The sequence below is a fragment of the Pseudomonas sp. GL-B-26 genome, assembly GCF_019947405.1.
Taxonomy (GTDB): domain Bacteria; phylum Pseudomonadota; class Gammaproteobacteria; order Pseudomonadales; family Pseudomonadaceae; genus Aquipseudomonas.
Genome location: NZ_JAGYGJ010000046.1, coordinates 1 through 21,820 on the forward strand (window position 1 = coordinate 1; position 21,820 = coordinate 21,820).

The following is a 21,820-nucleotide window of genomic DNA, read 5'->3' on the forward strand; positions in this document are numbered from 1 at the left end:
CTCAAGGACGCCATCGCCGGCAAGCCGTGCTCCTACAGGGTTGGGTGGTGTTTATTTGGGTGGGTAGTTGGCGAGAATTCGCCCCACCGTTTCGCGTATCGCCGTGCTGCGATCCGACGGGTTCGGTGTGCGGCTGAGTATCTGCTCGTCACTGCCGCGCCACACCAGCTTGCCGTCCTTGCCGTCGAGCAGGTCGATCTGGATGATCGCCACTTTGTAGCTGACGTTGCGGGTTTCGTTGTACATCGGCCCGCCCCAGTAGCCGTTCCATGGATTACCCCAACCGCCGCCGTAGTTGGTGGTCACTTGTTGCTGGCGCTGCTCGACGATCAGATAGGTCTGCACGCTCAAATCGCCCTTTTGGCCACCCGCAGCCGGACGCAGGCCACGCTGATCCAGCTGATCGGTCACCGATTGGCGGATGCGTTGTTCAGTCAGGTCGCTCTTGATCCGTGGATCATCGGGCCGATATTGCAGGGCGGGTTCTTTCCAGCTCCAGCTGCGATAGGCGGCGAAGTCGCGACTGGCATCGAAGTCATGATTGACCTGGCTGCCGGCGCAGGCAGTGAGCAGCACGGCCACAGCCAGTAAAGCGAGACGGCGGAACATGATATTTCTCCGGTTGAAGACATGAACCTGCGCAATGCTTCTTACCTACAGAAGCTAACTAGGAGGATACGCCGACATCGCCTTTTCTACAGCTTCCCGTATGGCATCGGCACGCTCGCTCTGGCTGCCGCGATTGCTGGTTTCGGCACTGGCACTCCACACCGGTTGACCGCTCTGAGCGTCAAACAAATCAACCCGCACCACCACGACCTGTTCCTGATAAGTCCGCACGATCGGCACGGTGTTGTACATGCCGTAACCGCTGCCGTAGCGGTTGTAACCGCCATAACCGCCGCCGTAATAACCATAGTCGTCCCGAACCTGACGCAGGCGGGTTTCCAGGTGCAGGTCGGCGCTGACAAACAGGTCGGCCGGGCGGTTATCGTGCAGCGGACGCAAACCACGTTGATCGAGCGCATTGCTGACGGCTTCGGCGACCTGCGCCGAATCCGCCCAGGCGCTGCCCGGCGGCAGCTGCCCGTTGAGCCAGGCCCAGCTGCGGTAACGCCCGTAGTCGCGCGGCGCGGCCGGGTAGGCGCTGCGGTCGAAGGTGTTGGCCGCCTGAGGCGGCGCGGGTGGCAAGGGGTTGGATGACGCCACATAAGGGTTGCTGCCCTGACAGGCCGCCAACCCGAGACAGATCACCAATAACCCCGAACGACTGTTCATTTCGCGCTCCGATCAGACCGGCCGACAGATCCAGTGCAAGTAGCGCCCAAGCCCGGCAAAGCTTGGGTGACGACGGTGGGCCAGCTCCATTTCCAGCAAGTCCACCAGTTCGGCCCGGGCCTGGAATTCCACCGGCATGTAATCGTGAAAAACCCGCACCCCGCTCTGGGTTTCGACTTGCCACATGCCCTCAAGTTGCGCCGCCAGTTCCCGTGGATCAAGAGGCTGCTGCGGCGTCAGGCTCTGTTTCTCGCCGGCCATGTCGTTCTTGCGCATCTTGCGGAAATGGCCTTTGAGCAGGTTGCGATAGATCAACGCATCGCGGTTGTAGAAGGCCAGGGACAACCAGCCATCTGGTTTGGTCAATTGATGCAGCACCGGCAGGATCGCGTGAGGTTCGGCCAGCCATTCCAGCACCGCATGGCACAGCACCAGGTCGTAGGGTTCGGTGAGTTGGCCGAGCAGATCCTGCCACGGCGCCTGAATGAACGTTGCTGTTTGCCCGGCGTCGGCAAAGCGTTGGCGGGCGCCTTCGAGCATCGGCTCGGCGGGCTCGGCCAGCGTGACCTCATGACCGCGCTGGGCCAGCCATAACGACATGTGGCCCAGACCAGCACCGATATCCAGTACGCGCAAAGGTCGATCCGGCAGGGTTTCGGCCAGGTCGGCCTGAAGCACCGCCAGACGGATCGCGCCTTTGGCACCGCCGTAGATTTTTTCGGCAAAGCGGGTCGCCAGTTGATCGAAATGACGGTCGCTCATCTGCTGAACCTCCGTTCGCTGTCCGCGAGTTTGCTGCGCACCACTTCATTCATGTCCAACCCCAACTCGCTGCACAGCAGCAGTAGATAGAGCACGATGTCACCGATTTCCTGCCCGGCATGGGCGAGTGTGTCCGCCGGCAACTGGCGCGACTGGTCTTCGGTCAGCCACTGGAAAATCTCCACCAGCTCGGACATTTCCACGCTCGCGGCCATGGCCAGGTTTTTCGGGCTGTGAAATTGCTGCCAGTCATTGCGGTCACGGATGGCGTGCAGGCGTTCGGTCAGTTCAACAAGGTTCATCGGGCTCTCCTGAAGGCGTATAGCTTCGGGGGGATGACGGGGGAAGGCAAGCGTCTCGGTGTGACGCGGATCTTTACACCATAATCAAAAGATCGCAGCCTGCGGCAGCTCCTACGGGAACTCGGCACCCTGCTCGATAGCCCAAGGCTCAAGTCCGGCAACCACGCCTCCACTTTCATCAAGGACGCTCACGACATGCAGGTAGAAAGTTTTTTCGAATGGCTCGGCCAGGCACTCGGTTCGGTTATCCGCTTCATCGTTGACGGCCTCAGCGGCTTGTTCAATCTGCTGAGCCACGCCGGCAGCAACTTTGTCGAAGGGCTGTCCGGTGCGCTGGGCATGGACGCGTCGATCATCAGCATCGTTGCGCTGATTTTGGGGTTGATGCTGCTGTGGTCGGCGATTCGGGCGTTCATGAATGCGTCGATCATCATGGGGATTATCTGGTTGCTGCTGGGGTTGTGGTTGTTGAGCTGGATAATCCATTGATCGGCTTAAGATCCAGCCCTCACCCTAGCCCTCCCGAAACGTCGGACCGCCCGTAGGGAGAGGGGACTGACTGAGTTGTTCTCTCGAGCTACATCGACCTGAAATTCCGCGTCGAACTCAGGTTTTGAAAAGCCTGAAGATCGGCTCCCTTTCCCCCTCTCCCTCGTGGGGAGAGGGCTGGGGTGAGGGGTCGATTTCTGATTCACAGCAAATCCCGAATCAACCGCTACAATGCCCGCTCCCCCAAGGAGCCTGCATGTCCAACCTGATCGCCGACTGGCGCGACCGCCCTACCCATCGTCGAGTGTGGGCGCTCGCCGCGCCGATGATTCTCTCGAACATTTCCGTACCGCTGGTGGCGCTGGTCGACAGTACCGTCATCGGTCACTTGCCCCACGCCCATCAGTTGGGCGCCGTCGCGGTCGGGGCCAGCCTGTATACCTTTCTCGCCTGGGCCATGGGTTTTCTGCGCATGGGCACCACCGGGTTCGCCGCACAGGCCGCCGGGCGTGGGGACGGCGCGGCATTGCGGCAGATCTTGCTGCAGGGCCTGTTGCTGGCCATGGGCCTGGCCATTGTCCTGGGAACACTGGGGGTGCCGTTGAGCGGGGTCGCGCTGCATTTCATGCAGCCGTCGGCGGAGCTGGATCAGCTGACCCGCGAGTTTTTCCACACGCGCCTGTTCGGTCTGCCGGCGGCGCTGGCCAGTTATGCGCTGGTCGGCTGGTTCCTCGGTACTCAAAACGCCCGGGCGCCGCTGGCCATTCTGCTGAGCACCAACCTGGTGAACATCGCGCTGAACCTGTGGTTCGTCCTCGGGCTGGAATGGGGCGTGGTCGGTGCCGCCCGAGCGTCGGTGATCGCCGAATGGACCGGCGCGCTGATCGGCCTGCTGATGACCCGCAACGCCCTGCGCGCCTATCCCGGCCACATCGCCTGGGCCGCGCTGGTGCTGTGGCAGAGCTGGCGACCGCTATTGGCAGTCAACCGCGACATCTTCATCCGCAGCCTGGCGCTGCAATCGGTGTTTTTCCTGATCACCGTGCAAGGCGCACGACTGGGTGATGCCACCGTCGCCGCCAACGCGCTGTTGCTCAACGGTTTGCTGCTGACCGCCCATGCGCTGGACGGCCTGGCCCACGCCGTGGAAGCCCTTTGTGGACATGCCATTGGTGCTCGTGATCGAGAGGCCCTGCGCCGCTCGCTGGTAGTGGCCTGCGGTTGGTCGTTGCTGGCGAGCCTGGGTTTTGCCGTGCTGTTTCTGTTCGCCGGGCATCTGTTTATCGAGATGCAGACCAACATTCAGAGCGTGCGCGACACGGCGTTCATCTACCTGCCCTACCTCGCCGCGCTGCCGCTGATCGCGGTCGGGAGTTACCTGCTCGACGGGCTGTTTATCGGCGCCACCCGTGCCCGGGAAATGCGCAACGGCATGCTGCTGACGGTGGTTTTGTTGCTGCCGTTCGCTTGGGCGCTGCAAGGCTTTGGCAACCATGGACTGTGGATAACCTTTCTGCTGTTCATGTTACTGCGCAGCCTGACCCTCGGCGCGTTTGCCTGGTACCTGCACAAAAGCGACGGCTGGTTCGCAGGCAAAGCTCACTGAGTCGGCGCTGCTTTGAAGCGCAGCGGCAGATCACCGTGTTCAGGGCTGATCGTTCTGCCACCGGTTGCGCAGGCTATCGAGACGCTCCTGCTGGGTGAGTCCCGGCAACGCTTGCCCAGTCAAAGCGCCGGGGTACTGCAAGCGTAGCCATAACCAGTCATCGAGTACCGGACGCTCGGTAAAATCCAGCGCCAGCCCTTCCTGCACATGGGACCACAGCGTGTTGTAGTCAGTCCCGGTGGACCGACTCCAGTGCCAGGCATGTTGCTCCAGCAGGCAGGTTTGCAGTTTTTCCTGCTGACGGGGACTGAGGTTTTCTTCAATCGCCAAAGGGCTGACGGCAAGCCCTGGATTGACCAACTGCTGCCAGCCCTGACTGCCGATCGCGCGGTCGGCCCACGTCCCGCCGAACCAGCGCAAATGGCTGATAGGACCCAGCCAGCGACTCAGCTCCTGCGCATCGCAGGCATCGAACAAGTAACTGGCCGTTTGCGGGTTGTAGTAACTCAACAAGGCCCGGTGATGCACACCGACAGTGACCGTGAGCATGCGGCGCAAATGCTCCAGCAACTGCGACGACGACGCTTCACTGGCGATCAGCAAGCCACACCAGAGGGGCACTTCGCTGTGGCACAACCCGGCCAGCACAGGGCATGTTCGAAGATCGATCAGGGCCGGGCCGCGTTCCCGCAACGCATGCCACTCAGTGCCTTCGAACAACCAGAACCACCGGGCATGCGCAAATTGCTGTTGCAGCATCGCCCCCGCCTGTGGCGCACCTGGCACATCCAGCAATAGCCATTGCGGGGTCGGGACGATCATGCCGCACCGCTCTGGCCAAACCGCTTCGCCGCCCGGCAGGTGCAGAGGGCCTGCGTGCAATGGTTGAAACTGCCGCCACCGGGCAGCAGACATAGCAACATCAATGGTTCGCTCGATTGCAGAAGCGCCAGCAAACCCTCGACATCATCTGTCGCGGATATGCGCGGCGAGCCGACCTCCTCAACCTCTTCAACGGACGAAGGGACGTGAAGAAACCCGGTAATCAGCGGCTGATCCGGATCCCCCTCGATAAAGCTCACCACCACCTCGACCCCCTCACTCAACTGCGTGACTGCCGCGTCGCCCAGTTCAGCGGCCAACGGCAGCCAACAGTGGCTGGGCGCCGCGCCCTCGCCCTGATAGAGCCAGTCAAATTGCACGGCAACCGGTCTGGACGGATCGGGGCATGACTCATCAATGTCGACCACCCAGGCCCGTTGCAGGCTGTGCATCCTGGGTTTCACTGCGCAATGAGGTGAGACAAAAGGCACCTGCCAGTGAATCGCGCGGATCTGGTTGCTGTAGGGCGCCGTTAAATCCTGGCTGCCCTGATGCTCGACGTGGGTCAGCAGCCAGAGATGGTTCCAGTCGGCAATCGGATGGCCGGACAGCCGCATCAGCTGACCACTTCGCAGCGTTGTCAGGTCCGTACGACCTTCGGCAATCGGCGCGGTTCGTTGCCCAGCGCAGCCCAGAAGCTTGAACTGACGCACCGCCGATTGCTCGCTCTCGACCTGGAAGGCCGCGCTCTCGCCGAAACGAAAGTGCCCCTGACCATCACTGAAAACCACGCAATGCCCGCGCTCGCCGTGTTCGAAATGGTAGTGAAGCCGTTCCTGAGCACATAGACGCTGGATAAATTGCAGATCCGATTCCTGGTACTGCGTACAGAATTCACGGGCCGGGTAATTGCCGCCCAGCTCAAAGCGCCGATTCTTGCCGACGATACCGTGCTCCTTGAGCACCTGAGCGAGGATTTGTGGCACCGAGCGCGCGCTGAAAATTCGCTGACTGAAGCGCAGGGAAAGGCACGCCAGCTTCGGCCCCAGACGGACGCGGCAGAGCCTGACAGCCGGGTCATGATCACGCTGGACGAGTTCATGCAATTGTCCGTGAAAGCCGTTTCCCGCAGGCCCGACATGCAGAAAGGCCGGACGGTACAGCAGGCTTGCAAGGTCGAGTGTCGGGTCATCGATCAGCAGATCCACCTCGAACACAAAAGGCTCGCTGATGGCTTCTCTACCGGTAAAGGCCAAGACCTCAAAGGGGTCGGGCAGACCCTCTACATCCAGACGAAATGACGGCTCGTTGACTGGATCGAACATCGGCGATTCTCTACAGGAGGGGCGGCCGGGGATTCTCTCCGAGAGAGTTGGCCGAGTAGAGTGCCGAAGTACAACTTAGGAAATGACCTACGCGAAAAGAAGACCACATCGCTTGGATGGCCAAGAATGTAAGTCATTTCGCTTGAAATCAGAGAGGCATCCCACCAAGTCATCTGAAATTTCCGCTTCGTGCGGAACATTTTCAGACAACTTGATGAGAGCGGTGCCTTACCTCAAGAAGACAGGTAAGAGGAACGGGTCAGACCCAGACGCAGCGCGTCGAGGAACTGGGTACGCTCGGCGGCGGTGATGCGGGCACTGGCGCATTTATCGCGGTAGTGGGTCATCAACTCTTCCGGCGACAAGTGCACGTAACGCAGCATGTCTTCGATGGTGTCGTGGGTTTCGATACCCGCGTGGTACACGCTGCCGTCAGCGTTCTGATAGATGTTCACCGAGTCGGTGTCACCGAACAGGTTGTGCATGTCGCCGAGAATTTCCTGGTAGGCGCCGACCAGGAAGATACCCAGCAGGTAGTCTTCACCGTCGTTCAAACCGTGAACCGGCAGGCTGGTTTCGATGCTCTGCTCGTCGACGTATTGCTTGATCTTGCCGTCGGAGTCGCAGGTCAGATCTTGCAGTACGGCACGGCGCAGCGGCTCTTCGTCGAGACGGTGCAGCGGCAGGATCGGCAGGACCTGGCCGATGGCCCAAGTGTCCGGCAGGCTCTGGAATACCGAGAAATTGCAGATGTACTTGTCGGCCAGCTTGTCGTTGAGTTCGTCGAGCACCTGACGGTGCGAACGCTGACGAGCCTTCAACGAGTTGTGCAGGCGACGGCACACGGCGAAGTAGCATTGCTCGGCCAGGGCTTTCTCGGCCAGGGTCAGCTTGCCATCGGCGTACTGGGTCGCGATGTCACTCATGTAGTGAGTGGCGCGCCAGTAGGTTTCGGTGACCATCTCGATGTCGGTCGGGCCCAACAGGTCAACCAGCCACTGCACGGTTTCCGGCAGTTCTTCCTTGTTGTCGATCTTCGGTACGTCGTCGTTGTGCTTCTCGACGTCGGTCACTTGCACCACCAGCATGGCGTGGTGAGCGGTCAGGGAACGACCGCTTTCGGAGAAGATGTTCGGGTGCGGCAGGTTCTGCGCGTCGCAGAATTCCTTGAGCATCCCGACCACAACACCGGCGTAATCGTCCATGTCGTAGTTGATCGAGCTGGCGTTACGCGAGTGCGTACCGTCGTAGTCCACGCCCAAACCGCCACCGACGTCGATGTGATCTACCGGCAGGCCGAGGTTGCGCAGTTCGCCGTAGTAACGAATCGCTTCCTTGAAGCCGTGCTGGTAGTCCGCCAGGTTGGCGATCTGCGAACCCATGTGGAAGTGCAACAGGCGAATGCCCTGATCCAGGCCCGCCGCGCGGAAACGCTCGACCACCGACAGCAGTTGCGCCGCCGACAGACCGAACTTGGATTTCTCGCCACCGGTGTCGGCCCACTTGCTCGACGCCAGGGACGACAGACGCACGCGCAGGCCAACCTGAGGTTTGACCTTGAGCGAGGCGGCTTCTTCGATCACCAGCCCGACTTCGGATTCTTTCTCGATCACGATGAACACGTTGTGGCCGAGCTTCTGACCCATCAGCGCCAGACGAATGAACTCGCGGTCCTTGTAGCCGTTGCAAACGATGGTGCCGCCCTTCGGCGCCAGGGCCAGCACGGCCAGCAGCTCAGGCTTGGAGCCGGCCTCAAGACCGATGGACACGTCTTGGGTGGCGATGATGTTCTCGATCACCGCTTCTTGCTGGTTAACCTTGATCGGGTACAGCGCGGTGTACTTGCTCTGGTATTCCAGGCGCTCGATGTTGGCGTCGAAGGCGCCGGTCAGCTGACGCACGCGGTCTTGCAGAATGTCAGGGAAACGCACCAGCAACGGCAAGGACAGGCCGCTTTTACGCAGCTGGTCGACTTGCTCGAAGAGGTCGATAGGCGAACTGGTCGGACCGTTCGGACGAACTTCGACGCGACCGGCGTCATTGATCGCGAAGTACCCGGCCCCCCAATGGCGAATCCCGTAAACACTGCGGCTGTCCGCAACTGTCCATTGGCTGCCATCGTCTTTGCGTGTGCGTCGTACGGACATTGAAGTCCCCTATAAAAAAGTCATAGAGCGTCGCCTGGGTTCAGGCCGGCGCAGTCTAAAGAATGAAAATGACGGTTCGTCAACGAGGGGATAGACCTCGCTGACCGCAGTGAGTTTAGAAACCGGTCAGAACAGGCTCTGTGAAAACCATGTAGACGACGCCAGACCTGAATCGGATCAGGGCTGGATCAAGCCGAGGGTGGTTTTCACAGAGGCTGCTAGCCGCCGGACTTCTTCGCTTTGAAACCGTGTTTGATCAGCTCGGCCAAGAGTAGCTCGACATGATCGCCCTGGATTTCAATGATTCCGTCTTTCAACGCACCACCGGTCCCGCAACGTTTCTTCAACGTGGTCGCCAGGTCCTTGAGCGCGTCTTCGGCCAACGGCACGCCGGTGATGGTGGTCACCGTCTTGCCGCCACGCCCCTTGCTTTCGCGACGCACGCGAGCGATGCCGTCGCCGGTCGGGGTAACGGTCTGTTTGCAGATGCAGGCATCCACCGGCTTACTGCAATCCGGGCAATGACGACCTGCGTCGGTGGAAAATACCAGGCCACCAAGGGCGGCGAAGGATGCGGCTTTTTTGGCCACCGGCAATCCTCTTGGGAGGACAAAGACTGGTCGCGGCAACTTGGGCAAGTGCCATCGACCGCGAAGCCCCACTCAGGCAGGGGCAGCGCTACTGAGCCAGACGCACTTATAAAAAAGGAGTGCCGGTTCAGTTTGAAAAGGTCGCGCAGTGTAACGGCAAAAAGCCGACTTGCTAAGAGCCAATCGGCGCCAATTTATGCCTCTTTTGCGACGTCCGACCCACGGGCCCGAAGATACCGCTTCAACGCAGCCAGAGAGTCCGGGCAATAAGGCTTTTGCTGGATTTCCAGCAGGACCTGATCGATGGGGATGAAGCGCGCTTCCAGCACCTCTTCCGGTTGCAGGATCAACGGACCGTCCCACACCGCCGAAAACGCCGAACACCAGAGCCGATTGCCGGTGTCTTCGAAGAAAAAGTGATCATGGGCGGTCAGTTCCACGCCGCTCACACCCAGCTCTTCTTCCAGCTCGCGGGCAGCCGATTCTGCGTAGGTTTCGGTCGCGAGCACCATGCCCCCCGCCGCCACGTCCCAGAAACCTGGATAAATAGCTTTGCTCAGCGTGCGTCGATGCACGCAGAGTTCACCGGCGGAATTGAACAGCATGATGTAAGTGCCGCGTCCGATCAGCCCGCGCTCACGCAGGTCGGAGCGGACCAGGGCGCCGAGCAGGTTGTCCTGCTCGTCGACCCAGGCGATCTGTTCGGCATCCGAGGCCGCGCGGTGCGCGACCTCTCTGGCGCTATCGACCATGACTCAGCCCTGATTGAGCAATTGACGCAAATCGATCACTGCGGCGTTGGCCCGGGAGATGTAGTTGGCCATGACCAGCGAGTGGTTGGCCAGCACCCCGAAGCCGCTGCCATTAAGGATCATAGGACTCCAGACCGGTTCCTGCGAGGCTTCCAGTTCACGAATGATCTGACGCACGCTGACCGTGGCGTTCTTCTTGGCCAGCACATCGGCGAAGTCGACTTCGATGGCACGCAGCAGATGGGACAAGGCCCAGGCCTGACCGCGGGCTTCGTAGAACACGTTGTCGATCTGCATCCACGGGGTCTCGACGATTTCTTCGTCAACCTGTGGCACCTGACCCGGTGCGACGACTTCGGTTTTCAGCGCAGTGTTGAGTTTGACCCGGCCAACGCTGGCCGACAGTCGTTGCGACAGCGAACCCAAACGGGTGCCGACATCGCCCAGCCAGTTGTTCAGGTTGTCGGCGCGGGCATAGAACAGCGCGCTTTTCTGACTTGGGTCGGACAGGCGCGCCTGATAACGGCTCAGGGAGTTGATGCCTTCCTGGTATTCGGACTCACTGGAGGGCAGCACCCAGCTCTTGTTGTCGAAGTTGAAGCGCGGCTCGGCCTTGGCCAGGTCAGCGTCTTCGGTGGACTGCGACTGGGAACGAGCGAAGTCTTTACGCAGTGCACGACTCAGGTCACGGACCTGGACCAGCACGCCATATTCCCAGCTCGGCGTGTTGTCCATCCACAGGCCCGGCGGGAAACGGTCGTTGGAAATATAGCCACCCGGTTTGGTCAGCAAAGTACCGGCGACGGTCTTGAGGGTTTCGACCGTGGTGTAGCCGATGACCATTTGCTTGCCTTCTTTCTCGGCAGCCATCTGGGCATTCTGCTGAACCGGGAACAGCGCAGGTTCCTGGCTCCAGTACCAGCCCAGCGCAATAGCCACCAGCAAGTAAAGGCCAATCAGAGTGGCCAGCGCCCGACTGAACAACAGGCCACCCAAGTAACTGCGGGTGGCCGATTTCGGTTCAGCGGCACGTTCAGGCGCGCTGCCCGCGCGGTTCTTCCAGTCCAGCATGGCGATATCCTTTCAATCACTTGAGTTCATCGGTTCGACCACAACCCTATCTCATCGTGCCTCGTTTGCCGCGCATTAAATCCTGCACAAACACTACCAGCACAATGACCACGATCGACGGCCACTATAAATGAAGCACAGCGTTGATCCTATGCGACCAGTCGGTCAGGAACTGAATAAGGTCGCTTTGCAGTTAATTGACGTACGACACTCATGCGATCGAAAAGAGGTGCTAGCATAGAGCCACCAGTCGATCTCAGCATGCACCCTAACTAGTAGTCAGGATATGACCGAGCCAGAAGACCCCAGCCGTGAGCGCCTCAAGCACCACTTTGCCCAGCGGGTAATTCATCAGGCACGTCAAATTCTTGAGATATGGCAGCGCCTGCAACGCAGCGAGTGGTCCACCACCGACTTATCGGAACTGAGCGAGGCCAACCTGCGCCTGCTGCGTTTCGCCGAACGCTTCGAACAACCTGAACACACGCAGCTCGCACACCACATCGGTCAGTCGCTGGAGGCTGTCGACGCCAATCGCGGACGCCTGAGCAGCGGACTGATCACTGACCTCAATCGTTTGATGCAGCGCCTGTCACGCACCGGTTTGCGCCATGGCGATCAGTTGGACCAGACCTTTCTGCCGCCGCTGCGCAAGCCGATTTACGTGATGCTGCAGGATCACGACCGCGCCGAGCGGCTGGCCAAACAGCTGGAATTTTTTGGGCTCAGCGCTCAAGCCCTCGACAGCGTTGCGGCGTTCCGCTCTTCGATGGTCGAGCGCTTGCCTGCGGCGATCGTCATGGACGTGGATTTCAGTGGTACCGGCATCGGCCTGAAACTGGCTGCCGAAGCCCAGGAAGGCCTCGATCATCAATTGCCGCTGTTGTTCTTCAGCCTGCACGAAACCGACACCCCGACCCGTCTCGCCGCCGTGCGTGCCGGTGGCCAGGAATTCCTGACCGGTACCCTCGAAGCCTCGAGCCTGCTGGAGAAAATCGAAGTCCTGACCTGCGTCGCCCAGTACGAACCTTATAAAGTGCTGATCATCGACGATTCTCGCGCCCAGGCCTTGCACACCGAACGCCTGCTCAATAGCGCCGGGATCGTCACACGGACCTTGATCGAGCCGATCCAGGCCATGGCCGAGCTCGCGGATTTCCAGCCAGACCTGATCATCCTCGACATGTACATGCCGGCCTGCACTGGTACCGAACTGGCCAAAGTGATCCGCCACAACGACCGCTATGTCAGCGTACCGATCATTTACCTGTCGGCCGAAGACGATCTGGACAAGCAGCTCGACGCCATGAGCGAGGGCGGCGATGACTTCCTGACCAAACCGATCAAGCCACGACACCTGATCACCACCGTGCGCAACCGCGCGGCGCGGGCGCGCAATCTCAAGGCGCGGATGGTGCGCGACAGCCTGACCGGGTTGTACAACCACACGCACATTCTGCAATTGCTGGAAGACTGTTCGTTTCGCGCCCGTCGCGAGAACAAGCCGCTGAGCTTTGCGATGCTCGACATCGACCACTTCAAACGGGTCAACGACAGCCATGGCCACCCTATGGGCGATCGAGTAATCAAGAGCCTGGCGCTGTTTCTCAAGCAACGCTTGCGCAAGACCGACTTCATCGGCCGTTACGGCGGTGAAGAGTTCGCGATCGTCATGCCAGACACCGATCTCGAATCGGCCCACAAAGTGCTCGACGAAATCCGTCGACGTTTTGCCGAGATTCACTACCCGGCTCAACCGCAGGATCTCTGGTGCACGTTCAGCGCCGGGGTGGTGGAACTGTGTGAACACTCCGACAGCCTGATGATGGCCAGCCAGGCAGACGAAGCGCTGTACCGCGCGAAGGACGCCGGACGCAACCGCGTGCAGGCCGCGCGGACGTCAAAGCAAAGTGCCACTTTTTCATCGGAATCGACCCATTCGGTCATAACCCTGTAACACAAACGCAATAAATTCAGGCGCTTACCATTCTGCCGCTGGTAGACCCTCGATGCGCCTGAAGCTGCTGACCAATCTCAATACCCTCCTTTTAGTCGCCGTGTGCGTGGCCCTTGGCGCCACGCTTTGGTGGTCGCAAAAGGCCCTGGAACGCCCCTATCTATTGATGGAGCGTTACTTGGGCTTGTCCCAGCAATTTCAAAATGAAGTCGCACGTAACATCGACGACTACCTCGCCAGCGGCGATGCCCTGCGCCTGAGCAGCGCCGGCCAGGCCATAGACGGGGTGCAAAAGGAACTCGGCGAGTTGCCGCCGGCGTTGGCCCACACCTTGCGCCCGAGCCTGTCGAACCTCGAAGAATTCAGCAAAACCGACCTGCTGGCCGCCGGCAAACTGGCCGGTGATCCGCAAGCGTTGCTGCTTCAGGCCGAACGCGAACTCGGCGCCAGCCTCGATCAGCTCAGCCAATACGCCAGCGCTAACGTGGCGTATCTGACGCCGTTGCTCGCCGCCTCCCAGCACTTGGGCAAGTTGTCTCTGGCCCGGGATAAACTGGTCAGCAGCGGCCGCAGCGAATTGGCCGCCGATGTCGAGCGTGAAGTCGCCAACATTCGCACTCAGGCTGAGTTGCTGGGCACCTTGCCGCTGCTCGGTGTAGCCAGCAGCAGCGAATCCGGCACCGATGATTTCGCCGCGATGATGGGCTTGGAGAACACCGAAAAAGCTGTTGCCGAAGATGCGGGCGTGGGCCTCAAGCGTGAACTGAACAGCCTCCTCACTCGCTACCCGGCCGAACTGGCGCGCACACGTGACCAGATCCAGAAACGCACCGACCTCAGCGCCGCCACTCACCTGAAAATCGCCGCCGTGCAGCAGGCCATCGCCGGACTGGAGCCGGTGGTTCGCGCCCAGCACGGGCAGATCCAGGGCGAAGTGCGGCTGATGCAAGGGGTGATGATTGGCCTGATTCTGCTGATTGCGTTGCTGATCGACACCTTGCAACGGAAACTGGCCCGGACGCTGACCAACCTCGCCCCTGCCCTTTCGACCTGGGCCGAGGGCGACTTCAGCCGGGACATTGAATTGGGCGCGACCAATCGCGAACTGCATGACATTCAAGCTTCGCTCAATCGCTTGCGCGCCTATCTGGTCGACCTGGTCGGGACCATTCGCCTCAACGCCGAACAGGTCGCCGGCAGCAGCCGAACCTTGGCCGAGTTGAGCAATGACCTGCACAGCGGCGCCGAACATCAGGCCGGCGACACGGCGCTGATCCGTGATTCTCTCGGCGAGCTGGAAGCGACCATTCAACAGGTTGCCGGCGATGCCAGCCAGGCGGCCGACGCCAGCCGCCATGCCGGGCTGGCGGTGGAGCACGGCCAGAAAGTCATCGGTTTGAGTCTCACCGGGCTGCACGCGCTGGTCGGTGAAGTGCAAGGCAACGCGCAGATGATCGAACACCTGGCCGAGGAGTCGGCGACCATTGGCGGCGTGCTGACGGTCATCCGCTCGATTGCCGACCAGACCAATCTGCTGGCCCTGAACGCCGCCATCGAAGCGGCCCGTGCCGGGGAAATGGGTCGAGGGTTTGCGGTGGTGGCCGAAGAAGTTCGTTCACTGGCACAACGCACCGCCGGCGCCACAGCAGAGATCCAGACACTCATCGCCGGTTTGCAAACCGCGGCGCGACAATCGGTGGAAGGCATGCGCGCCCAAGTCGAACACGCAGAAGCCACTGCCAATCAGGCCCAGGCCGCCGACGGTGCGCTGGATAAAATCGTCGGCGCAATCCAGACCATTTCCGACACTGCCGTGCGCATCGCCGATGTCACCGCCCAGCAGAGTGGCGCCGTCAGCGAAATCCGCGATCACAGTGAGCGGATTCACCAATTGGGTGGGGATAACTTGCTGCGTATCGGTGAAGGGCGCGTACAGGGTGAGAATTTGCTGGTGTTGGGTGGACGATTGCACACAGCCGTCCAGGCCTTCCGCGTCTGACAGACCGCTTTCGCGAGCAAACCCGCTCCCACATTCAACCGCGTGTCCATGGATGAACTCGGTCGAATGTGGGAGCGGGCTTGCTCGCGAAGGCGCCAGAACAGTCACCGCAAGACTCCCGCCCCTGCACACCCGACCGCTGTCCGCTATCATGCCCTCACTTTCGATACGCGAGATTGTCATGCGCCGTTTGCTCTGCCTGTTGTTTTTAGTGCTAGCCCTGCCGGCCACCGCCGCCGGGTTGCTGGACAGTCGGCCCAGTTCGACGTTGGGCTCGATCAACAACAGCGCCGACTTTCTGCCGGTACGTGAAGCCTTTCAACTGAGCCTGGTAGAAAGCACGCCGCAATCGATCAAACTGCGTTTCGTCGCCACCGAGGGCTACTACCTCTACCGGCACCGCTTTCAGTTTCGCGCCGACCCGGCCGATGTAGGTCTGGGCGCCGCGCTACTGCCCAAGGGCGAACAAAAGCACGATGAGTATTTCGGCGATGTCGAGGTCTACCACGGCATTCTCGAAGTCGAACTGCCGCGCACCGATCAACGCGCCTTCACCCTGGTGATTACATATCAGGGTTGCGCCGACAAAGGCTTGTGCTATCCACCCGAAACCGAGCGCCTGAGTATTGATGGCAGCGCAGGTACGACTCCTGCCTGGAGCTGGCGCGAACTGGCACTGTTCTTCCTCGCAGGCATAGGCCTGACGTTCACACCGTGCGTGCTGCCGATGCTGCCGATCCTGTCCGGCGTGGTGTTGCGCGGTCAGGTGGGTGGTTTGCGCGGTTTCAATCTGTCCCTCGCTTATGTGCTGCCAATGGCCGCCTGCTTCGCCCTGCTTGGCGCGTTGATGGGGATGTTCGGCGCGCAGCTCAATCTTCAGGCGCGGTTGCAATCGGCGTGGGTGCTGGTGCCGTTCGCGATGTTTTTTGCGCTGTTTGCCTTGGCGATGTTTGGCGTCTTCGAACTCAAGCTGCCTCACGCCATCAGCAGTCGGCTGGATCGGATCGCCGGTCGCACCGAGGGTGGTTCGTTGTGGGGCGCCGCCGTGCTGGGCGTGGTTTCCAGCCTGCTGGTGTCGCCCTGCGTCTCGGCACCGCTGGCCGGCGCGCTGCTGTACATCAGCGCCAGCGGCGATGCAGTGGGCGGCGGCCTGAAATTGTTCATGCTCGGCCTGGGCATGGGCGCCCCGCTGTTGCTGGTCGCGACCGGTGGTGCCGCCTGGTTGCCGAAAAGCGGACCTTGGCTGATCTATGTGAAAAACGCGATTGGCGTTTTGTTGCTGGGGTTGGCGATCGGTCTGCTCAGTCGAGTACTGCCGGGCCAGATCACGTTGCTGCTGATCGGTTTGCTGGCCGGTGGCGCCGGGTTGTTCATGGGTGCGCTGGAGTTCGTCTACAAACCGCCGAGAAAACGCCTGGGCCAATTGCTTGGGATGTTCCTGCTGTTTTACGCGCTGGCGTGTTGGTACGGAGCGTTCAGCGGCCAGACCGATCCGCTCAATCCGATTGGCCAGCCGCGCACGGTTGCCGGCAATGAGCAACCGCAAAACACCAGCGCCTGGCAAACCGTCAGCACCCCGGCAGACCTGGACCGCGTTCTCGCCGAAGCCAAATCATCGGGCACCCCGCTGCTGCTCGACTGGTACGCCGACTGGTGCATCAGTTGCAAAGTCATCGAACATAAGGTGCTCAACGACGCCACGGTCGTCGAACACCTCAAAGGCTATCGACTGATCCGCTTCGACATCACCGCCAGCAACGCCGAGCAGCGCGCCCTGCTCGACCGCTACAAACTGTTCGGCCCGCCAGCGCTGATGTTTTTCGGCAAGGACGGCGTCGAACACGCCGATGTGCGAGTGATCGGCGAGATCAACGCCACCGACTTCGCCGAACGTGTTGCGAAAGCAAATGACCGGATTTAATAACCCGGTCACATATTTCGCGCAAACATCGGCCATCGTGCTGGCTATTGCATAGAACTGGACAGTCACAAAGGCTTTGCGGCATAGTCGCCGGGTTCTGACAATTGCACACAGATAACAAGGAACAGCAGATGGCGACGCTACTGGTTCTGCACGGACCCAACCTGAACATGCTCGGCACCCGTGAACCGGGCACCTACGGCGCTACGACACTGGCGCAGATCAACCAGGACCTGGAACGCCGTGCCCGTGAAGCCGGCCACCATTTGCTGCACCTGCAAAGCAACGCCGAGTACGAATTGATCGACCGCATCCACGCTGCCCGCAGCGAAGGTGTGGACTTCATTCTGATCAACCCAGCAGCTTTTACGCACACAAGTGTCGCATTACGTGACGCGCTGCTGGCGGTGAGCATCCCATTCATCGAAGTGCATTTGTCTAACGTGCACAAACGCGAACCTTTCCGCCATCACTCTTACTTCTCCGACGTAGCGGTGGGAGTGATCTGCGGCCTTGGCGCCAGCGGTTATCGACTGGCCCTGGAGGCTGCCCTGGAGCAGCTTGAAAGACCGGCAACAGCTTGAACGACAAGCGTAACGCCCCTGACCGACCCTTGGGAGTTGATGATTCATGGATATCCGTAAAGTTAAGAAACTGATCGAACTGCTGGAAGAGTCCGGCATCGACGAGCTCGAGATCAAGGAAGGCGAAGAGTCCGTACGCATCAGCCGTCACAGCAAGACCCCGGCTCAGCAGTACTACGCACCGGCTCCAATGCATGCTCCGGCGCCTGCGCCTGTGGCTGCTGCCCCGGTTGCTGCCGCCGCACCTGCTGCTCCGGCCGCGCCAGTTCTGAACGGCAACGTTGCCCGTTCGCCTATGGTCGGTACCTTCTATCGCAAGTCTTCGCCAGCTTCGCCGTCCTTCGTTGAAGTCGGCCAGACCGTGAAGAAAGGCGACACCCTGTGCATCGTCGAAGCCATGAAGATGATGAACCACATCGAAGCTGAATCCAGCGGTGTGATCGAATCTATCCTCGTCGAAGACGGCCAGCCGGTTGAGTACGACCAACCGCTGTTCACCATCGTTTGAACCGCGGAGAGACTTTGATGACTGCGAAGTTGGAAAAAGTTCTGATCGCCAACCGCGGTGAGATCGCCCTGCGGATCCTGCGTGCCTGCAAAGAGATGGGCATCAAGACTGTCGCCGTTTACTCCAAGGCCGACAAAGAACTGATGCACCTGGGTCTGGCAGACGAATCCGTCTGCATCGGCCCGGCCTCGGCCGCGCACTCTTATCTGCACATCCCGGCAATCATCGCCGCGGCCGAAGTGACCGGCGCTACCGCCATTCACCCAGGCTACGGTTTCCTTGCGGAAAACGCTGATTTCGCTGAACAGGTCGAAAACTCCGGCTTCGCCTTCATCGGCCCGAAAGCCGATACCATTCGCCTGATGGGCGACAAGGTATCGGCCAAGCACGCCATGATCGCGGCTGGCGTTCCAACTGTTCCGGGTTCCGACGGCCCGTTGCCTGAAGACGAAGAAACCGCTCTGCGCATCGGTCGCGAAGTCGGTTACCCGGTGATCATCAAAGCCGCTGGCGGCGGTGGTGGTCGCGGCATGCGCGTTGTGCATAAAGAAGAAGACCTGATCTCCTTCGCAAAACTGACCCGCACCGAAGCGGGCGCAGCGTTCGGCAACCCGATGGTCTATCTGGAAAAATTCCTGACCAACCCACGTCACGTGGAAGTTCAGGTACTTTCCGATGGCCAGGGCCACGCCATCCATCTGGGCGACCGCGATTGCTCGCTGCAACGTCGTCACCAGAAGGTTCTCGAAGAAGCGCCGGCACCGGGCATCGACGAGCAGGCACGGGCTGAAGTCCTCGCACGCTGCGTCAAGGCTTGCATCGACATCGGCTACCGTGGCGCTGGCACCTTCGAGTTCCTTTACGAAAACGGCCACTTCTACTTCATCGAGATGAACACTCGTGTCCAGGTAGAGCACCCGGTATCGGAAATGGTCACTGGCATCGACATCGTCAAGGAGATGCTCAGCATCGCCGCCGGCAACAAGCTGTCGTTCACCCAGGAAGACGTCGTTATCCGCGGTCACGCGCTGGAATGCCGGATCAACGCCGAAGACCCGAAAACCTTCATGCCAAGCCCAGGCACGGTCAAGCATTTCCACGCACCAGGCGGCAACGGCGTTCGCGTCGATTCGCACCTGTACAGTGGCTATGCCGTTCCGCCGAACTACGATTCGTTGATCGGCAAGCTGATCACCTACGGCGCAACCCGTGACGAAGCCATGGCGCGCATGCGCAATGCGCTGGACGAAATCGTTGTCGACGGGATCAAGACCAACATCCCGCTGCACCGCGACCTGGTCCGTGATGCAGGCTTCTGCGAAGGGGGCGTGAACATTCACTACCTCGAGCACAAGCTGGCTGGCGAAAAGCATTAAGCTGTGATCCAGACCAACAAAGCCGCTTTCGAGCGGCTTTGTTGTTTCTGAAGGTTTCATAATGTGCACGCGAGCAAGGCCGCTCCCACAAAAGCCCCGCGCTCGCGTAAACTTGCGCGCTTCTCGCAGCCCGCTAGGCTGCAATTAATATTTTTCAAAGGTGCCCGCCATGCCTTGGCTGCAAGTCCGTCTCGCCATCAGCCCAGAACAAGCCGAAACCTACGAAGACGCGTTCCTTGAAGTCGGCGCCGTTTCGGTGACCTTCATGGACGCCGAAGATCAGCCGATCTTCGAGCCGGAACTCAATACCACGCCGCTGTGGTCGCACACGCACCTGCTGGCCCTGTTCGAAGGCGGCACCGAAGCCGCCACCGTATTGGCCCACCTTGAATTGCTGACCGGCAGCCCGCTGCCCGAGCATCACAGCGAAGTCATCGAAGACCAGGACTGGGAACGCAGCTGGATGGACGGTTTCCAGCCAATGCGTTTCGGCCAGCGCCTGTGGATTGTGCCGAGCTGGCACGCAGCTCCCGAGCCTGACGCGGTCAATCTGCTGCTGGACCCGGGCCTGGCGTTCGGCACCGGCACACACCCGACCACCGCGCTGTGCCTGGAATGGCTCGACGGCCAGGATCTGAAAGACTGCAACGTGCTGGACTTCGGCTGCGGCTCGGGGATTCTGGCGATTGCCGCCCTGCTGCTGGGCGCCAAGGAAGCCGTCGGTACCGATATCGATGTGCAAGCCCTGGAAGCCTCCCGCGATAACGCCGGGCGCAACAACATTGCCGAAGCTCTCTTCCCGCTGTACCTGCCGGAAGATCTGCCGCAGGTTCAGGCCGACGTGTTGGTCGCCAACATCCTGGCCGGCCCGCTGGTTTCCCTGGCGCCGCAATTGTCCAGCCTGGTCAAATCCGGTGGTCGTCTGGCGCTGTCGGGCATCCTCGCCGAGCAAGGTGAAGAAGTCGCCAAAGCCTACGCCCAGGACTTCGATCTGGACCCGATCGCCAATCGCGATGGCTGGGTGCGCATTACTGGCCGTCGGCGCTAGAATGAGTGCCTGCATAAACCGGATCGCCGCATGACCGACAGCTTCGTCACCCAGTGCCCGCATTGCCAAACCAGCTTCCGTGTCAGCCATGCTCAATTGAGCGTGGCCCGCGGGGTGGTTCGTTGCGGCTCGTGTTTGCAGGTGTTCAACGCCGCCAAGCAACTACTTGAGCAACGATCCGGCAAGGACGCGATCACGCCGGCTGCCCCGGCCATCGCCGAACCGCAGGAGCCGCGGGCCATCAGCCAAAAGCAATGGACCGCCGCCGAGCTGGATCTGGACAGCCTGGACCTGGACGAAGAGCTCGCCCGCCTCGAACAACGGGAGATCCAGCCGACCACGGAATTCGGCCGTCAGCGCGAAGACAACCTGAGCGCCAGCCGGGACACCGTCGAGCACGAAGAAGCGCCGTGGCCCGACAGCCTGTTCAGCGAATCGGCCGCCGATCGTGCGCAGACCACTGAAGCCGACTTGCCAGAGCTGGAACTCGATCCGAGCAAATACTCGCGCACCGAACCTTCGCTGTCCCTGGAACCGGTGGAACTGGACGACGAACATCTGCCGCCACAGCTGCGCCTGCACGACCCACTCGACGCCCCAATGCATCACGAACGCCTGTCGGCGACCGATGATATCGACGACGATCTGCCCTCGATCCAGCCTCAGCGCAAAAAGCGTGAGCCGGCTGTCCGCGCTGAAGCCCTGCAAGACCTGACCGATGACCCACTGCAACTGGACTGGCAAAAACGCCGCTCACCCTGGGGTCGCCGATTTTTCTGGCTGCTGTTGATCCTGCTCGGCGCTGCCGCGCTCGCCGGCCAGTACATCGCCTACCATTTCGATGAACTGGCACGTCAGGACCAGTACCGTCCGTGGTTCCAGCAACTGTGCCCGCAAATCGGCTGCACCGTGCCATCCAAAGTCGACATCGCCAAAATCAAAAGCAGCAACCTGGTGGTCCGCAGTCACCCGGACTTCAACGGCGCACTGGTGGTCGACGCGATCATCTACAACCGCGCGCCCTTCTCCCAGCCTTTCCCGCTGCTGGAGTTGCGTTTTGCCGACCTCAACGGCCACCTGATCGCCAGCCGTCGCTTCAAGCCCGGCGAGTACCTCAACGGCGATCTCGAAGGGATGGCGGAAATGCCTCCGCAAACGCCGATCCACATCGCACTGGATATCCTCGATCCAGGCTCCAAAGCGGTGAATTACAGCCTGAGCTTCCATTCGCCCGAGTGAAACGGTTCAGTTTTTCGGCTTTGACGGCATATTTCTGACTTTGA

At 60.6% G+C, this 21,820-nt stretch carries 19 protein-coding genes and 1 pseudogene; 10 read left to right on the forward strand and 10 right to left on the reverse strand.

Features of this window, described 5'->3' with window-relative positions; translation table 11 throughout:
- Positions 1-51: 51 nt before the first annotated feature.
- From KGB23_RS24095 to KGB23_RS24110, 4 genes are read right to left on the reverse strand one after another with little or no spacing between them, the layout of a single operon-like run.
- Positions 52-609 carry a DUF4136 domain-containing protein gene (locus KGB23_RS24095; RefSeq protein WP_223432843.1) on the reverse strand — a complete coding sequence of 186 codons (558 nt, stop codon included), beginning with the start codon at positions 607-609 and terminating at the stop codon, positions 52-54.
- Between the two features lie 54 nt (positions 610-663).
- Complete coding sequence (locus KGB23_RS24100; RefSeq protein WP_223432844.1) at positions 664-1,278, reverse strand: DUF4136 domain-containing protein; 615 nt, start codon at positions 1,276-1,278, stop codon at positions 664-666.
- A 12-nt stretch (positions 1,279-1,290) separates the two neighbouring features.
- Positions 1,291-2,040: a methyltransferase gene (locus KGB23_RS24105; protein ID WP_008153735.1), complete on the reverse strand. Its 750-nt coding sequence runs from the start codon at positions 2,038-2,040 to the stop codon at positions 1,291-1,293.
- Positions 2,037-2,342 carry a MazG-like family protein gene (locus KGB23_RS24110; protein ID WP_223432845.1) on the reverse strand — a complete coding sequence of 102 codons (306 nt, stop codon included), beginning with the start codon at positions 2,340-2,342 and terminating at the stop codon, positions 2,037-2,039. The genes KGB23_RS24105 and KGB23_RS24110 overlap by 4 nt, the downstream gene beginning before the upstream one ends.
- 195 nt (positions 2,343-2,537) lie before the next feature.
- Between KGB23_RS24110 and KGB23_RS24115 the strand changes: the two genes are divergently transcribed.
- Both KGB23_RS24115 and KGB23_RS24120 read left to right on the forward strand, forming a co-directional pair.
- Positions 2,538-2,831: a hypothetical protein gene (locus KGB23_RS24115; protein ID WP_150656924.1), complete on the forward strand. Its 294-nt coding sequence runs from the start codon at positions 2,538-2,540 to the stop codon at positions 2,829-2,831.
- Positions 2,832-3,087: 256 nt separating this feature from the next.
- A complete protein-coding gene (locus tag KGB23_RS24120; protein WP_223432846.1) occupies positions 3,088-4,437 on the forward strand; it encodes an MATE family efflux transporter in 1,350 nt (449 codons plus the stop codon).
- A gap of 39 nt (positions 4,438-4,476) precedes the next feature.
- Here the strand turns inward: KGB23_RS24120 and KGB23_RS24125 are convergent, their stop codons facing one another.
- The 6 genes from KGB23_RS24125 to KGB23_RS24150 all read right to left on the reverse strand — a co-directional run bounded on the left by KGB23_RS24125 (position 4,477) and on the right by KGB23_RS24150 (position 11,144).
- Entirely contained in the window at positions 4,477-5,259 is a 783-nt protein-coding gene (locus KGB23_RS24125; protein ID WP_223432847.1) for a DUF4123 domain-containing protein, read from the reverse strand.
- Positions 5,256-6,584 carry a contractile injection system protein, VgrG/Pvc8 family gene (locus KGB23_RS24130; RefSeq protein ID WP_223432848.1) on the reverse strand — a complete coding sequence of 443 codons (1,329 nt, stop codon included), beginning with the start codon at positions 6,582-6,584 and terminating at the stop codon, positions 5,256-5,258. Before KGB23_RS24130 ends, KGB23_RS24125 begins: the two co-directional genes overlap by 4 nt.
- A gap of 233 nt (positions 6,585-6,817) precedes the next feature.
- Positions 6,818-8,731, reverse strand: coding sequence for an arginine decarboxylase (speA, locus tag KGB23_RS24135; RefSeq protein ID WP_150656556.1), 1,914 nt, complete (start codon positions 8,729-8,731; stop codon positions 6,818-6,820).
- Between the two features lie 218 nt (positions 8,732-8,949).
- Entirely contained in the window at positions 8,950-9,321 is a 372-nt protein-coding gene (locus KGB23_RS24140; RefSeq protein ID WP_223432849.1) for a translation initiation factor Sui1, read from the reverse strand.
- 194 nt (positions 9,322-9,515) lie between these two features.
- Positions 9,516-10,073: an NUDIX hydrolase gene (locus KGB23_RS24145; RefSeq protein ID WP_223432850.1), complete on the reverse strand. Its 558-nt coding sequence runs from the start codon at positions 10,071-10,073 to the stop codon at positions 9,516-9,518.
- 3 nt (positions 10,074-10,076) lie between these two features.
- Positions 10,077-11,144: a DUF2333 family protein gene (locus tag KGB23_RS24150; RefSeq protein ID WP_111449180.1), complete on the reverse strand. Its 1,068-nt coding sequence runs from the start codon at positions 11,142-11,144 to the stop codon at positions 10,077-10,079.
- A gap of 286 nt (positions 11,145-11,430) precedes the next feature.
- Between KGB23_RS24150 and gcbA the strand changes: the two genes are divergently transcribed.
- The 8 genes and pseudogenes from gcbA to KGB23_RS24190 all read left to right on the forward strand — a co-directional run bounded on the left by gcbA (position 11,431) and on the right by KGB23_RS24190 (position 21,776).
- Positions 11,431-13,101, forward strand: a complete 1,671-nt coding sequence (gcbA, locus tag KGB23_RS24155; protein WP_223432851.1) for a diguanylate cyclase GcbA — start codon at positions 11,431-11,433, stop codon at positions 13,099-13,101.
- A 1,492-nt stretch (positions 13,102-14,593) separates the two neighbouring features.
- Positions 14,594-15,100: pseudogene (locus KGB23_RS30510) on the forward strand (methyl-accepting chemotaxis protein); the annotation flags it as partial.
- A gap of 181 nt (positions 15,101-15,281) precedes the next feature.
- Positions 15,282-17,021, forward strand: coding sequence for a protein-disulfide reductase DsbD (locus KGB23_RS24165; RefSeq protein WP_223432853.1), 1,740 nt, complete (start codon positions 15,282-15,284; stop codon positions 17,019-17,021).
- A 131-nt stretch (positions 17,022-17,152) separates the two neighbouring features.
- A complete protein-coding gene (aroQ, locus tag KGB23_RS24170) occupies positions 17,153-17,605 on the forward strand; it encodes a type II 3-dehydroquinate dehydratase (RefSeq protein ID WP_033059577.1) in 453 nt (150 codons plus the stop codon).
- A 46-nt stretch (positions 17,606-17,651) separates the two neighbouring features.
- Positions 17,652-18,113, forward strand: coding sequence for an acetyl-CoA carboxylase biotin carboxyl carrier protein (accB, locus tag KGB23_RS24175; protein WP_046044753.1), 462 nt, complete (start codon positions 17,652-17,654; stop codon positions 18,111-18,113).
- Positions 18,114-18,130: 17 nt separating this feature from the next.
- Positions 18,131-19,489, forward strand: a complete 1,359-nt coding sequence (gene accC, locus KGB23_RS24180; RefSeq protein ID WP_223432854.1) for an acetyl-CoA carboxylase biotin carboxylase subunit — start codon at positions 18,131-18,133, stop codon at positions 19,487-19,489.
- 169 nt (positions 19,490-19,658) lie between these two features.
- On the forward strand, positions 19,659-20,537 hold the full coding sequence (gene prmA / locus KGB23_RS24185; RefSeq protein ID WP_140683146.1) for a 50S ribosomal protein L11 methyltransferase: 879 nt from the start codon (positions 19,659-19,661) through the stop codon (positions 20,535-20,537).
- 30 nt (positions 20,538-20,567) lie between these two features.
- Positions 20,568-21,776: a DUF3426 domain-containing protein gene (locus KGB23_RS24190; RefSeq protein WP_223432855.1), complete on the forward strand. Its 1,209-nt coding sequence runs from the start codon at positions 20,568-20,570 to the stop codon at positions 21,774-21,776.
- Positions 21,777-21,820 lie beyond the last annotated feature (44 nt).